Annotated in this window: 16 protein-coding genes; 4 read left to right on the top strand and 12 right to left on the bottom strand. The window is 69.9% G+C overall.

Features of this window, described 5'->3' with window-relative positions:
- Nucleotides 1-6 precede the first annotated feature (6 nt).
- The 9 genes from FHP08_RS09305 to FHP08_RS09265 form a co-directional block, all read right to left on the bottom strand.
- Nucleotides 7-1,146, bottom strand: coding sequence for an aminotransferase class V-fold PLP-dependent enzyme (locus FHP08_RS09305; protein ID WP_147704167.1), 1,140 nt, complete (start codon nt 1,144-1,146; stop codon nt 7-9).
- A gap of 116 nt (nt 1,147-1,262) precedes the next feature.
- Nucleotides 1,263-2,027: a 3-hydroxyacyl-CoA dehydrogenase gene (locus FHP08_RS09300; protein WP_147704166.1), complete on the bottom strand. Its 765-nt coding sequence runs from the start codon at nt 2,025-2,027 to the stop codon at nt 1,263-1,265.
- A 4-nt stretch (nt 2,028-2,031) separates the two neighbouring features.
- Entirely contained in the window at nt 2,032-4,119 is a 2,088-nt protein-coding gene (locus tag FHP08_RS09295; RefSeq protein WP_147704165.1) for a sodium-translocating pyrophosphatase, read from the bottom strand.
- A 119-nt stretch (nt 4,120-4,238) separates the two neighbouring features.
- The gene (adk, locus tag FHP08_RS09290; protein ID WP_147704164.1) at nt 4,239-4,892 is read right to left on the bottom strand and encodes an adenylate kinase; all 654 of its coding nucleotides are present in this window, start codon (nt 4,890-4,892) and stop codon (nt 4,239-4,241) included.
- 114 nt (nt 4,893-5,006) lie between these two features.
- Complete coding sequence (gene kdsB / locus FHP08_RS09285) at nt 5,007-5,816, bottom strand: 3-deoxy-manno-octulosonate cytidylyltransferase (protein WP_147704163.1); 810 nt, start codon at nt 5,814-5,816, stop codon at nt 5,007-5,009.
- On the bottom strand, nt 5,816-6,016 hold the full coding sequence (locus tag FHP08_RS09280) for a Trm112 family protein (RefSeq protein WP_147704162.1): 201 nt from the start codon (nt 6,014-6,016) through the stop codon (nt 5,816-5,818). Before FHP08_RS09280 ends, kdsB begins: the two co-directional genes overlap by 1 nt.
- Nucleotides 5,934-7,109 (bottom strand): tetraacyldisaccharide 4'-kinase, encoded by a 1,176-nt coding sequence (gene lpxK, locus FHP08_RS09275; RefSeq protein ID WP_147704161.1) that lies wholly within the window; start codon nt 7,107-7,109, stop codon nt 5,934-5,936. Before lpxK ends, FHP08_RS09280 begins: the two co-directional genes overlap by 83 nt.
- Nucleotides 7,106-7,540 (bottom strand): ExbD/TolR family protein, encoded by a 435-nt coding sequence (locus FHP08_RS09270; RefSeq protein WP_147704364.1) that lies wholly within the window; start codon nt 7,538-7,540, stop codon nt 7,106-7,108. The genes lpxK and FHP08_RS09270 overlap by 4 nt, the downstream gene beginning before the upstream one ends.
- 14 nt (nt 7,541-7,554) lie before the next feature.
- Nucleotides 7,555-8,277, bottom strand: a complete 723-nt coding sequence (locus FHP08_RS09265) for a MotA/TolQ/ExbB proton channel family protein (protein WP_147704160.1) — start codon at nt 8,275-8,277, stop codon at nt 7,555-7,557.
- Between the two features lie 332 nt (nt 8,278-8,609).
- Between FHP08_RS09265 and xseA the strand changes: the two genes are divergently transcribed.
- Together xseA and sodB are read left to right on the top strand one after the other, a co-directional pair.
- Entirely contained in the window at nt 8,610-9,962 is a 1,353-nt protein-coding gene (xseA, locus tag FHP08_RS09260; RefSeq protein ID WP_147704159.1) for an exodeoxyribonuclease VII large subunit, read from the top strand.
- A 138-nt stretch (nt 9,963-10,100) separates the two neighbouring features.
- Complete coding sequence (gene sodB / locus FHP08_RS09255; protein ID WP_147704158.1) at nt 10,101-10,682, top strand: superoxide dismutase [Fe]; 582 nt, start codon at nt 10,101-10,103, stop codon at nt 10,680-10,682.
- Nucleotides 10,683-10,836: 154 nt separating this feature from the next.
- Here the strand turns inward: sodB and FHP08_RS09250 are convergent, their stop codons facing one another.
- Nucleotides 10,837-11,103 (bottom strand): DUF2249 domain-containing protein, encoded by a 267-nt coding sequence (locus FHP08_RS09250; RefSeq protein ID WP_147704157.1) that lies wholly within the window; start codon nt 11,101-11,103, stop codon nt 10,837-10,839.
- A 163-nt stretch (nt 11,104-11,266) separates the two neighbouring features.
- Between FHP08_RS09250 and FHP08_RS09245 the strand changes: the two genes are divergently transcribed.
- Entirely contained in the window at nt 11,267-11,515 is a 249-nt protein-coding gene (locus tag FHP08_RS09245; protein ID WP_147704156.1) for a GlsB/YeaQ/YmgE family stress response membrane protein, read from the top strand.
- Nucleotides 11,516-11,569: 54 nt separating this feature from the next.
- Here FHP08_RS09245 and FHP08_RS09240 read toward each other — a convergent pair whose 3' ends face one another.
- Entirely contained in the window at nt 11,570-12,055 is a 486-nt protein-coding gene (locus FHP08_RS09240; protein WP_147704155.1) for a DUF192 domain-containing protein, read from the bottom strand.
- Between the two features lie 113 nt (nt 12,056-12,168).
- Here FHP08_RS09240 and icd point away from each other — a divergent pair, with 113 nt between their 5' ends.
- Entirely contained in the window at nt 12,169-13,422 is a 1,254-nt protein-coding gene (gene icd / locus FHP08_RS09235) for an NADP-dependent isocitrate dehydrogenase (RefSeq protein ID WP_147704154.1), read from the top strand.
- A 158-nt stretch (nt 13,423-13,580) separates the two neighbouring features.
- Here icd and FHP08_RS09230 read toward each other — a convergent pair whose 3' ends face one another.
- A complete protein-coding gene (locus FHP08_RS09230) occupies nt 13,581-13,784 on the bottom strand; it encodes a cold-shock protein (RefSeq protein ID WP_147704153.1) in 204 nt (67 codons plus the stop codon).
- Nucleotides 13,785-13,793: the final 9 nt, after the last annotated feature.

The following is a 13,793-nucleotide window of genomic DNA, read 5'->3' as shown; positions in this document are numbered from 1 at the left end:
GAATCCTCAGGCCGCCGCCTGCGCTGCCTGGGCCAGCGCCCGTTCCAGGTGCGCGACCGTGCGATCGATGTTGCCGAGCTTGTCCAGCCCGAACAATCCGATCCGGAAGGTGCGAAAATCGGCCGGCTCGTCGCACTGCAGCGGCACGCCGGCGGCGGTCTGCAGGCCCAGGCCCAGGAAGCGCTTGCCCGAGTGGATTTCCGGATCGTCGGTGTAGCCGACGACCACGCCGGGCGCTTCGAAGCCCGCCGCGGCCACGCTCGGGAAGCCGCGGTCGGCGAGCAGTGCCCGCACCCGGCTGCCCAGTTCGAGCTGGTCGGCGCGCGCCTTGTCGAAGCCGTAGCGCCGGGTCTCGAGCATCGCGTCGCGCACGCTGGCCAGGGCGTCGGTGGGCATCGTGGCGTGGTAGGCGTGGCCGCCCTTCTCGTAGGCCTCCATGATCTGCAGCCACTTGCGCAGGTCGCAGGCGTAGCTGGTGCTGGCGGTGGCCTCGATGCGCTCTCGCGCGGTTTCGCCGAGCATCACGAAGGCGCAGCAGGGCGAGCCGCTCCAGCCCTTCTGCGGGGCGCTGATCAGCACGTCGACGCCGGTGGCCTTCATGTCCACCCACACCGCGCCGGAGGCGATGCAGTCGAGCACGAACATGCCGCCCACCGCGTGCACCGCGTCGGCCACGCGCTTCAGGTAGTCGTCGGGCAGCATCATGCCGGCCGAGGTCTCCACGTGCGGCGCGAACACCAGGTCGGGCTTCTCGCGGGCGATGGTGGCGACGACCTCGTCGATCGGCGGCGGCGCGAAGGCGGCCTTGCGGCCGGGGGCGACCGGGCGCGCCTTGAGCACGATGGCCTCGGACGGGATCCCGCCCATCTCGAAGATCTGCGACCAGCGGTAGCTGAACCAGCCGGTGCGGATCACCAGGCATTTCTTGCCGGTGGCGAACTGCCTGGCGACCGCCTCCATGCCGAAGGTGCCGCTGCCCGGCACCACCACCGCCGAATGCGCGCGGTAGACCGCCTTCAGCACCCCCGAGATGTCGCGCATGACGCCCTGGAAGCGTTGCGACATGTGGTTGAGCGCGCGGTCGGTGAACACGACCGAGTATTCGAGCAGGCCGTCGGGATCGACGTCGGGACGCAGGCCGGGCATGGCGACTCCTCGATGGGTTGTCCGTCGTTGTTGGCCGGAGCATACCCCCAAAGAAAAAGCCGGGCCATCGGCCCGGCTATGGACGAGGGCGCGCGGCGCGCCGCCCCGCGGCGGGCTCAGCGCGGCGCCATGCGGATCGCGCCGTCGAGCCGGATGGTCTCGCCGTTCAGCATCACGTTGGCGAAGATGTGCTCGACCATCGCCGCATACTCGCTCGGCCGTCCGAGCCGCGAGGGGAAGGGCACCTGCTTGCCGAGCGACTCCTGGGCTTCCTTCGGCAGGCTCTGCAGCAGCGGCGTGAGGAAGAGCCCCGGCGCGATCGTGACCACGCGCACGCCGTCGCGGGCCAGGTCGCGGGCGACGGGCAGCGTCATGCCCACGATTCCGCCCTTCGAGGCCGCGTAGGCGGCCTGGCCGATCTGGCCGTCGTAGGCCGCCACCGACGCGGTGTTCACGATCACGCCGCGCTCGCCTTCGGCGTTCGGCGTGTTCTTCACCATGGCCGCGGCGGCGAGCCGCAGCATGTTGAAGCTGCCGATCAGGTTGATCTGGACGACCTTCGCGAACAGGTCGAGCGGGTGCGGGCCGTCCTTGCCGACCGTCTTGCACGGCGGCCCGATGCCGGCGCAGTTGACCAGCCCGATCAGCTCGCCCATCTCGAGGGCGGCAGCCACCGCCGCCTGCGCGTCGGCCTCGGCGGTGACGTCGCAGCGCTCGAAGCGCGCGGCCGCGCCGAGCTGCCCCGCGAACTCCGCGCCCAGCTTGTCGTTGACGTCGGCGATCAGCACCTTGCCGCCCAGCTCGACGATCCGCTGGGCGGTTGCGCCGCCGAGCCCCGATGCGCCGCCGGTGACGATGACGACCTTGCCCTTCACATGCATTGCCTCAGCCTCCGTGCAGCACGCCCATCAGCGGCACCAGCAGCAGCGCCACGATGTTGATGATCTTGATCAGCGGGTTCACGGCCGGGCCTGCAGTGTCCTTGTAGGGGTCGCCGACCGTGTCGCCGGTGACCGCGGCCTTGTGCGCCTCGGAGCCCTTGCCCCCATGGTTGCCTTCCTCGATGTACTTCTTGGCGTTGTCCCAGGCGCCGCCACCGGTGCACATCGAGATCGCGACGAACAGGCCGGTCACGATCGTGCCCATCAGCACGCCGCCGAGCGCCTCGGGGCCGAGGAACACGGCAACCAGGATCGGCACCACGACCGGCAGCAGCGAGGGGATCATCATCTCCTTGATGGCCGCTCCGGTGAGCAGGCCCACCGCCTTCGAGTAGTCGGGCTTGGCCGTGCCTTCCATGATGCCCTTGATCTCGCGGAACTGGCGGCGCACTTCCTCGACCACCGCGCCGGCCGCGCGGCCCACCGCTTCCATCGCCATCGCGCCGAACAGGTAGGGGACCAGGCCGCCAATGAACAGGCCGATGATCACCATGTGGTTCGACAGGTCGAAGGACACCTTCATGCCCTGGGACTCGAGCGCGTGCGTGTAGTCGGCGAACAGCACCAGCGCCGCCAGGCCCGCGGAGCCGATCGCGTAGCCCTTGGTGACCGCCTTGGTGGTGTTGCCCACCGCGTCGAGCGGGTCGGTGATGTCGCGCACCGACGAGGGCAGCTCGGCCATTTCGGCAATGCCGCCGGCGTTGTCGGTGATCGGGCCGTAGGCATCGAGCGCCACGACGATGCCGGCCATCGACAGCATGGACGTGGCGGCGATCGCGATGCCGTACAGGTTGCCCAGCCAGTACGAGGCCATGATTGCCGCGCAGACCAGGATCACCGGCCAGGCGGTGGATTTCATCGACACGGCCAGGCCGGCGATGATGTTGGTGCCATGGCCGGTAGTGGAGGCCTGTGCCACGTAGCGCACCGGCTTGAACTGCGTGCCGGTGTAGTACTCGGTGACCCAGACGATCAGGCCGGTCAGGATCATGCCCACGACCACGCACAGCCACAGGTTCATCACCGAGGTCCCGGCGCGCGAGAGATCGACATCGCCGAAGATCCAGCGGGTGATCGGCCAGGCGGCGATCGTGGCGATCAGGCCGGCCCAGATCAGGCCCTTGTAGAGCGCGCCCATGATGTTGGTCGTGCCCGGCTTGGCCTTGACGAACATCGCGCCGATGATCGACGCGATGATCGACATGCCGCCCAGCGCCAGCGGGTAGACCACCGCCTGCAGCTCGGCGCCGCTGACCATCAGCGAGCCCAGCAGCATCGTGGCGATCAGCGTGACCGCGTAGGTCTCGAACAGGTCGGCCGCCATGCCGGCGCAGTCGCCGACGTTGTCGCCCACGTTGTCGGCGATCACCGCCGGGTTGCGCGGGTCGTCCTCGGGGATGCCGGCCTCGACCTTGCCCACCAGGTCGGCGCCCACGTCGGCGCCCTTGGTGAAGATGCCGCCGCCCAGCCGCGCGAAGATCGAGATCAGCGAGGAGCCGAAGGCCAGGCCGATCAGCGGCTTGAGCACATCGTGCAGCGAGCCGACCTTGTCCAGGCCGTGCGGCGCGCTGCCCATCAGCACGCCGTAGTAGCCGGCCACGCCCAGCAGGCCCAGGCCGACCACCAGCATGCCGGTTATCGCGCCGCCGCGGAAGGCCACGTCGAGGGCCGGTCCGAGGCCCTGGGTGGCGGCCTGCGCGGTGCGCACGTTGGCGCGCACCGACACGTTCATGCCGATGTAGCCGGCCGCGCCGGACAGGATCGCGCCGATCGCGAAGCCGATCGCGGTGGCCATGCCCAGCCCGGGAAGCGCCCAGATCGCGACGAAGAGCACGATGCCCACCAGGCCGATCGTGCGGTACTGCTTGTTCAGGTAGGCGCGCGCGCCCTGCTGGATCGCGCTGGCGATCTCCTGCATCCGCGCGTTGCCGGCGTCGAGGCCGAGGATCCATCGGCTCGACACGATCCCGTAGATCACCGCGGCCAGGCCGCAGACGAGAGCGAACCAGAGGCTCGCTGAAGTCGCTGTCATGTTGTCACCCCCAAGAAGTCGTTTTGATATCGGAACAGCAGCAACGGAAATCGTGTCGGCGCGGTTCGGGCGCCTTCCCGGGGACGGGGAGTCTCCGGCCCCGGGAATCCGACGAGAGTCTACGCGAGCGCGGCCAGCGCGCGCGCGGTGATCGCTTCGACCGAACCCTGGCCCGAGATGCGGCGGTACTGCGGCGCGGCCGGGTCGCCGGTCTTCGCCCAGCCGCCGTAGTAGTCGATCAGCGGGCGGGTCTGCGCCCGGTAGACCTCGAGGCGCTTGCGTACGGTTTCCTCGCGGTCATCGTCGCGCTGGATCAGGTCTTCGCCGGTGACGTCGTCCTTGCCGGCGACCTTGGGCGGGTTGAAGCGCACGTGGTAGGTGCGCCCGCTGGCCGCGTGGACCCGGCGCCCGCTCATCCGCTCGATGATGTCTTCTTCGGGGACGTCGATCTCGAGCACGTAGTCGAGCCGCACGCCGGCGTTCTTCATCGCCTCGGCCTGCGGGATCGTGCGCGGGAAGCCGTCGAACAGGTAGCCGGCCTGGCAGTCGGGCTGCTGCAGTCGGTCCTTGACCAGGCCGATGATGATGTCGTCGGACACCAGCCCGCCGGCGTCCATCACTTTCCTGGCTTCCAGCCCCAGCGGGGTGCCCGCCTTGACCGCGGCGCGCAGCATGTCGCCGGTCGAGATCTGGGGGATGCCGAATTTCTTCGTGATGAAGGCAGCTTGCGTGCCTTTGCCGGCGCCGGGCGGGCCGAGGAGGATCAGACGCATGAAGTGACCTGGTGTAGGACCTGGTGTTGGACGGCGCGAGAAGGCCCGTGGCGCGCCGCTGCGCGGGCCGGGTCGCGAAAGCCCGGGAAGCGTACCGTCAAAGGCGACGGACGGTCAATTTGGGTGTCCGCCCGACACGATGCGGCGGACGCGATCCAGGTCGGCGGGCGTGTCCACGCCCGGTGGCGGCTGCTCGTCGGTGACCTCGACGACGATCCGGTAGCCGTGCCAGAGCGCGCGCAGTTGCTCGAGGGATTCCAGCGCCTCGATCGGCGCGCGCTCGAGCGCGGGATAGGCGAGCAGGAAGCCGACCCGGTAGGCGTACAGGCCGATGTGCCGCAGCGCGCAGGCCGGCACCGGCGCGCTGCCGTCGCGATCGAAGGGGATGGCGGCGCGCGAGAACAGCAGGGCGCGGCCCTCGCGGTCGAGCACCGCCTTGACCACGTTCGGGTTGCGCCAGTCCTCGGGATCGTGGATCGGGTGGGCGGCGGTGGCGATGGCTGCGTCGGGCGAGGCCGCCAGCCGCGCGGCCACCGAGCGGACCAGCGGCGGCGGGATCAGCGGCTCGTCGCCCTGCACGTTCACGACGATCGTGTCGGCTGCCAGGCCGAGCAGGCGGGCGGCCTCGGCCAGCCGGTCGGTGCCCGAAGGATGGTCGGCGGCGGTCATGACCGCCTCGTGGCCGGCCGCGCGCACCGCCTCGGCGATGCGCTGGCTGTCGGTGGCGATCGCCACCCGTTGCGCGCCGGCTGCGCGGGCGCGCTCGGCCACCCGCACCACCATCGGCTGTCCGCCGATGTCGGCGAGCGGCTTGTCGGGCAGGCGGGTCGAGGCCAGGCGCGCCGGGATCAGCGCGACGAAGTCAGGCTGCGCGCGGCGCGGACGACCGGAAGCGCTGTCGCCGGGGGCGAGCGCGGCACCCATCAATCGGCCTGTTCGATGCGGCGGGCCTCGTCGACCAGCATCACCGGGATGCCGTCGCGGATCGGGAAGGCGAGCCGGTCGGGCTTGCAGACCAGTTCGCCGTCGAGCGGCGCGACGTCAGGCGCCGTGCCGCCCCGTTCGAGTTTGAGCGGGCCCTTGCAGATCGGGCACACCAGGATGTCGAGCAGGCGTGCGTCCAAGTTTCGTCTCGCGCAGTGCGTTGTCGAGCCAGTCGACGAATGCCGGATCGAGCCGCGCGGACGCCTGCAGCGCCCAACAGCGGTCGTCGGCCCAAGCCCGGCATTTTACGGCGTCCTTGGTGGTCATCACGACGAAGCGGGCATCGATCGCGCGCAGCGCCTCGCGGGTGAGCGGTCGGTGGTCGCCGGGCGTGTGCGACAGCGCGGGCGGCAGGCCGAGCGAGGCGAGCGACGCGAAGAAGCGTTCCGGGGCGCCGATCCCGGCCACCGCGGCCAGGCAGCCGGGCGCGTCGGCCGCGCCGCAGGCAGCCTCGACTCGCGCGCGAAAGCCCGCCGGGTCGAGCTGTTCGTCCTCGTTGCCCACCCGCACGAAGCGTTCCGGCAGCACGTCGAAGCGAAACGCGCGCGGCGGGGGCGAACCTGCCTGCCCGGCAACCGGGCCACCAGCCAGCCCGTCGCCGGCCAGGGCGGACGCACCGTTGATCGCGATCGCGTGCATCCCGCCGAGATGCGACAGCGGCTCGCGCAGCGGGCCCGCCGGCAGCAGGCGGCGGTTGCCGGCGCCGCGCGCGTCGAAGACCGCGACTTCGACGCTGCGCGGGAGCGCCGCGTGCTGCAGACCGTCGTCGCTGACCACGACATCGACCTCCGGATGCGCCGCGAGCAGGGCGGCGAGCGCCTCGGCGCGCCGTCGCCCTGCGGCGACCGGGCGGCCGGTGAGTTGCGCGAGCAGAAGGGGCTCGTCGCCCGCGCTCTCGGGATCGTCGTCGGGGGCGACCAGCCGGGCGTCCGCGCGCCGCGCGCCGTGGCCGCGCGCCAGGATGCCCGGATGCCAGCCGCGTGCGGCCAGCGCCTCGACGATGGCGGCCACCAGCGGCGTCTTGCCCGCGCCGCCCACCACCAGGTTGCCCACGACCAGCACCGGCACCGGCGGCGCGGGGAGCGCGACGATCGCGCGCCGCTGGCGCGCGGCGGCCAGGGCGGTGAGCGGCGTGAGGAGGGCGAGCAGCAAACCGGCCGCGCGCAGCGCAGCCGGCGGGGCAGGGTCGAACCAGAGCGCCCGGAGCGCGGCTTCGAGCCGCCCGCGGATCAACGCGCGCCGCCGCCCGTGGCGCCGCCCTGGGCGGCAAAGGTGACGCGCGCGATCCCGGCCTGGCGGGCCGCCTCGAGCACGGCCACGACCGACTGGTGGCGCGCGCCCGCGTCGGCATGAATGACCAGCACGGGCTCGCGCTGGCCGCGCGCCGCACGCACGAGCTCGGCGACCAGCGCCTCGGGCGCCAGCACCTGCGGCGTGCCGGCATCGAGCAGGTAGCGGCCGTCGGCCGCCACCGCGACCACGATCTCGGCCGGCCGCTCGGCAGCCTGGTCTGCGTTGGCGCTCGGCAGGTCGACCTGCAGCTCGGTGAACTTCGAGTAGGTCGTGGTGACCATCAGGAAGATCAGGATGACCAGCAGCAGGTCGATCAGCGGGATGAAGTTGATCTCCGGATCCTCCCGGCGGCGGCCCGGGTGGAAGCTCATCGCGCGGCGGCCGATCATGCGGTGGGGCTCGGCGCGGCGGGGCTCGTCTTGGCGCGCTCGGCGGCGGGACGGGGCGTCGCGCGGCGGACCGGCTTGCGGACCTCGGCGTCGGCCGGCGGCCCGCCTGCGCCGGGCGCTGGCTCGGCGGCCACCAGGTCGACCAGGCGAAGCGCCTGCTGCTCCATGTCCGTCAGGTAACCGTCGACCCGGGCGCGGAAATGCCGGTAGGCGATCAGCGCCGGGATCGCGATCAGGATGCCGAAGGCGGTGTTGTAGAGCGCCACCGAGATGCCGTGGGCGAGCTGCTGGGGGTTGGTGCCGCCGGGCGCCTGCGCGCCGAAGATCTCGATCATTCCCACCACGGTGCCGAACAAGCCCAGGAGCGGCGCGACGGTGGCGATGGTGCCCAGCCCCGACAGGTATTTCTCGAGGTCATGGGCGACGGCGCGGCCGGCATCCTCCATGGCCTCCTTCATCCGCGCTCGGCCGCCGGCCTCGTGGCGGGCGCCGGCCGCCAGCACGCGGCCGAGCGGCGAGCTGGCTGACAGCCGCGAGAGCAGCTCCGGCGTGACCGGCACCGCGCCACGCAGTCCGGTCAGCTCCTCGAGCAGGCCGGCGGGCAGGATCTTGGCGCGGCGCAAGGCCAGGCCGCGCTCGATGATCAGCGCAACGGCCGCCACCGAGGTGACGATCAGGAACCAGATCGGCCAACCGGCCGCCTCGATCAGGGACAGCAATTCGATCTCCAGGTGCCGAGCGACGAGCGTCGGCGGGGGCTCAGGCCCGCAATTGTCCGCGTTTTCGAACCACGGCCGCAAGCGCCGTCGGTCGTGCCGGACCGACTGGCCGCCTTATCGACAGAAGCTGTGGACAACTCTGTGAAGAAAGCGCTGGATAATATGTGGGGATCGCGAATCTGCGCGGTTTCCGGCCGCTGCCCAAAAGGTTCGCACCGGAAAACGCCATGGCAATCAACAACTTATGGGCATTCGTTTAGCGCAATCCGTGTCGCCAGTCAAAACGCACGCAGCGACGCGGCTTTGTGGAAAGGTTCTGCCCGGGAAGCCGCATGAATACTGAAATCCGGAGCGAAAACCGCGCAACGGCGCGGGAAATCCTCACGGTTTCCGAGCTGAACCGCGCGGTTGCAGGCATTCTGGAGCAAAGTCTCCCGGTGGTGCGGGTCGAGGGCGAACTGTCGAACGTGGTCCGGGCGGCGAGCGGGCATTGGTACTTCTCGCTCAAGGACGCGTCGGCCCAGGTCCGCTGCGTGATGTTCCGCGGCCGGGCCCGCAACGTGGATTTCTCGCCGCGCGACGGCGACCGGGTCGAGGTGCTGGCACTGGCCACGCTTTACGAGGCCCGCGGGGAATTCCAGCTCAATGTCGAGGCGATGCGCCGGGCGGGGGCCGGCGACCTGTACCGGCGCTTCCTCGAGCTGAAGGACCGCCTGCAGCGCGAGGGCCTGTTCGAGGCGGCCCGCAAGCGGCCGCTGCCGGCCCATCCGGCGGCGATCGGGATCGTGACCTCGCCGCAGGCGGCGGCGCTGCGCGACGTGCTCACCACGCTGCGTCGGCGCGCGCCGGCCATCCCGGTGGTCGTCTACCCGACGCAGGTGCAGGGGGCCGAGGCGCCGGCCCAGATCGCGACGGCGATCGGCCGGGCGGGCAGCCGGCGCGATTGCGAGGTGTTGCTCCTGGTGCGCGGCGGCGGGTCGATCGAGGATCTCTGGTCCTTCAACGACGAGCGTGTCGCCCGCGCGATCGCCGCCTGTCCGTTGCCGGTGGTGGTCGGGGTCGGTCACGAGACCGACTTCACCATCGCCGACTTCGTGGCCGACCTGCGCGCCCCCACGCCGACCGCCGCGGCCGAGCTGGTGGCGCCCGACCGGCGCGAATTGGCGCGCGGCGCGCTCCGGCTGGCGCAGCGGCTGCAGATGGCCATGCGACGCAGGCTCGATCGCGCCGCCCAGCGACTGGACACCGGCACCCGGCTGTTGCGGCCGCCTTCGGCCCAGTGGCGCGACCGGGCCAGGCGGGTGGTGGCGCTGTCGCAGCGGCTGGCGGCGGCCGGCAATGCCCAGCGATTGCGCCGCGCCGGCGCGCTCGACCGGCTGGCGGCCAGGATGCGGGCCCCGCGCGCCGACCTCGCGCGTCAGCGGCTGGAGGCGCTCGAGCGCCGGCTGGCGAGCGCGGTCCGCGAGACACTGGCGCAGCGCGGGCGGCGAGTCGACGCGGCCGCGGCCGCGCTCGCGCTGGTCAGCCCGCAGGCGGTGCTCGACCGGGGCTACGCGATCGTGAGCAGCCCCGACGGTACCGTGCTGCGCGACGCCGCGCGGGCCAGGCCGGGCGATCCGTTGTCGGTGCGGCTCGCCAGCGGCCGGCTCGATGCCACGGTGACGGCCTCGCATCCGGAGGCGTAGCGGCAAGGGCGGAGGACAAGGGCGGAGGACAGGGAGGGGGAACCGCCTTCGCATCCGGCGCAATCCCCGCTTCGCTGGAGGGTCCCGGCCGTTCGGCCTAGAATGCCGGGTTCAATAACTAACGCACGAGGACAAGACATGGAACACCAGCTTCCCGCCCTTCCTTACGCTCCCGATGCCCTGGCCCCGCACATCTCGAAGGAGACCTTCGAGTACCACCACGGCAAGCACCATCAGGCCTATGTCACGAACCTGAACAACCTGATCAAGGGCACCGAGTTCGAGAACGCCAGCCTCGAGGACATCATCCGCAAGTCTCAGGGCGGCGTCTTCAACAACGCGGCCCAGGTCTGGAACCACACCTTCTTCTGGCACTGCATGAAGCCCAACGGCGGCGGCCAGCCTTCGGGCGCGCTGGCCGACGCGATCAAGGCCAAGTGGGGCTCATTCGACGCCTTCAAGGAAGCCTTCACCAAGAGCGCGGTCGGCAACTTCGGATCGGGCTGGACCTGGCTGGTCAAGAAGGCCGACGGCAGCGTCGACATCGTCAACACCAGCAACGCGGCCACGCCGCTCACCGGGGCGGACAAGCCGCTGTTGACCATCGACGTCTGGGAGCACGCTTATTACATCGACTATCGCAATGCCCGACCGAAGTTCGTGGAGACCTTCCTGAACCATCTGGCCAACTGGGACTTCGCGGCGAAGAACTTCGCCTGACGGGTTCGCGGCGCGAACGCGCTGCGCGGGCCGGACCGCGGGGGCCCGAGGGGCTCTCGTTGCAAAGGGGCCTTCGGGCCCCTTTCGCGTGGCTGCGCCCGGGGCCGTCATTCCGAGGGCCGGTGCGGAGGTCTGCGAGGCCTGAGCGCCCGGATCAGCCTCCGCAGGAGCCGCAGCAGCTGCTTCCGCCCAGTTTCCCGATGCGCACGCGCCACAGGTCCGGTCCCGTTTCCAGGTAGTCCCAGCTGAATCCGCCAGGCAGCAGAGCCAGGAACTGGTCGTGCAGCGGCACCGGGTCGTGGTCGTTCACCAGTTCGATGCTGCCGTCCACGGGAAGGTGCTGGAAGGTCGAGAAGATGCGGACGTGGCGTTCGCGCGGCGGAATGGTCCTGACATCGAGGGTCGCGGTGGCAGTGCTCATGCGGGGGTCCTTTAAAGATGCGTTATGAAAGCATCTATTGAAGCACCGAATGCGCGCCGCCACGAGAGGGTGAGGCGCCGGCGGCCGGATTCGGTTTGACGCAGCGCAAGCGAGCGGATCGTGTTTCAATGCGGAATCCGATCTCGAATGGAGGACGCTCGACATGAGCCTGATCTGGACTGCCATCATCGGACTCGCGATCGGCGCGGTCGCCAAGTTCATCATGCCCGGCTCGCAGGGCGGCGGCATCATCGTCACGATGCTGCTGGGCATCGTGGGCGCCTTCGTGGCCGGCTTCATCGGCCGGGCGGTCGGCTTCTACCCGCAGGGCTCGGGCGCGGGCTTCATCGCTTCGGTGCTCGGCGCGATCCTGGTGCTCTGGGCCTACGGCAAGTTCATCAAGAAGGGCTAGCGGCCCGGGAACTGGCGGCCCGGGGCGCGCGGCCGCCGGGCGCACCCGGCGGCGCTAGCGCTTGCCGAACACCTGCGGGGATGCCAGCTTCGCGCCGGCCGCCAGCCCGCGCTTGGCGAACCAGCCCTGGTCCATCTCCAGCGCGAACCGCACCGGCCGCTTCGGGCAGTGGCTGGCCTCGCTGCGCGGCGCCATGTCCTCGATGTTGACGATCGTGCCGTCGTCGTCCAGGAAGGCGATCGACAGCGGGATCAGCGTGTTGCGCATCCAGAAGCAGTGGCCGGCCTTCTCGCGGAACACGAAGAGCATGCCGTGGTTGGGCGCCAGCCGTTCGCGGAACATCAGGCCGATCTCGCGCGTCTTTGGCGTGTTGGCCACCTCGGCCTTGACCAGGTGGATGCCGGCCTGCAGCGTGACCGTCGGAAGGGTCGGCTGGGCCTGCCCCTGGGCGGCGGCCGACGGCGTCGCCATCTGACCGGCGCCGAGCAGGCCCAGGCCCAGGACGAGCGACAGCGCGGCGAGTCGAAGGGTTTGCTTCATGTCAGGGCTGCTTCCGGTTCGGGGTGCCGCAAGGGGCCTGCGCGGCGGGCCGATGCTGCATAATTATGGGCTAACCCGCGAACCGAACAACCATCTACCGAGGAATCCTGCGCATGTATCAGCACGTCAAAGTCCCTTCGGCCGGCGAGAAGATCAAGGTCAATGCCGACTTTTCGCTGCAGGTTCCCGACAATCCGATCATTCCCTACATCGAGGGCGACGGCACCGGCATGGACATCACGCCGGTCATGCTGAAGGTCGTCGACGCCGCGGTGGCCAAGGCCTACGGCGGCAAGCGCAAGATCCACTGGATGGAGGTCTACGCGGGCGAGAAGTCGACCAAGGTCTACGGCCCCGACGTCTGGCTGCCCGCCGAGACGCTCGAGATCGTCAAGGACTATGTCGTCTCGATCAAGGGCCCGCTGACCACGCCGGTGGGCGGCGGCATCCGCTCGCTGAACGTCGCGCTGCGCCAGGAGCTCGACCTGTACGTCTGCCTGCGGCCGGTCCGCTATTTCAAGGGCGTGCCCTCGCCGGTCAAGGAACCCGAAAAGACCGACATGGTGATCTTCCGCGAGAACTCGGAAGACATCTACGCCGGCATCGAATACGAAGCCGAGAGCCCGAAGGCGAAGAAGCTGATCGACTTCCTGATCAAGGAAATGGGCGTCACCAAGATCCGCTTCCCCGAGACCTCGGGCATCGGCATCAAGCCGGTGTCGCGCGAAGGCACCGAGCGCCTGGTGCGCAAGGCGATCCAGTACGCGATCGACAACGACAAGCCCTCGGTCACCCTGGTGCACAAGGGCAACATCATGAAGTTCACCGAGGGCGGCTTCCGCGACTGGGGCTACGCGCTGGCCCAGAAGGAATTCGGCGCACAGCCGGTCGACGGCGGCCCGTGGTGCTCGTTCAAGAATCCGAAGAGCGGCAAGGCCATCATCGTGAAGGACGTCATCGCCGACGCCTTCCTGCAGCAGATCCTGCTGCGTCCGAACGAGTACTCGGTCATCGCCACGCTGAACCTGAACGGTGACTACATCTCCGATGCGCTGGCCGCGCAGGTCGGCGGCATCGGCATCGCGCCGGGCGCCAACCTGTCGGATTCGGTGGCCATGTTCGAGGCCACCCACGGCACCGCGCCGAAGTACGCCGGGAAGGACTACGTGAACCCGGGCTCGGAGATCTTGTCGGCCGAGATGATGCTCCGCCACATGGGCTGGACCGAGGCGGCGGATCTCGTCATTTCGTCGATGGACAAGGCCATCCAGTCCAGGAAGGTCACCTACGACTTCGCGCGGCTGATGGAAGGCGCCACCCAGGTGTCCTGCTCGGGCTTCGGCCAGGTCATGATCGACAACATGTGACGTGGTCCGGGGGCGCCCTCGCGGCGTTCCCTCCTTTTCCGCGCCGAACCCCAGTTCGTTGATTCGACTGGGGTTTTTCTTTGCCGGCCGCGCAAAGAAGAACGCCGGGTCTCCCCGGCGCTCGGTGTTGCGGCGCCGGTCGCCCGGCGCGGCGACCCTCAGGCCGCCTGGATGTTCGAGGCCTGCTTGCCCTTGGGCCCGGTCACCACGTCGAACTGGACCTTCTGCCCCTCCTTCAGCGTCTTGAATCCGTTCATCTGGATTGCGCTGAAGTGCGCGAAGAGATCCTCGCCGCCGTCATCCGGCGTGATGAAGCCGAAGCCCTTCGAATCGTTGAACCACTTAACGGTGCCTGTAGCCATGCCTGAACA

It is taken from the genome of Zeimonas arvi, assembly GCF_008039575.1.
Classification (GTDB): domain Bacteria; phylum Pseudomonadota; class Gammaproteobacteria; order Burkholderiales; family Burkholderiaceae_E; genus Zeimonas; species Zeimonas arvi.
Note: the sequence above shows the minus strand (reverse complement) of the source record. Positions and strands in the feature narration are given on the sequence as shown.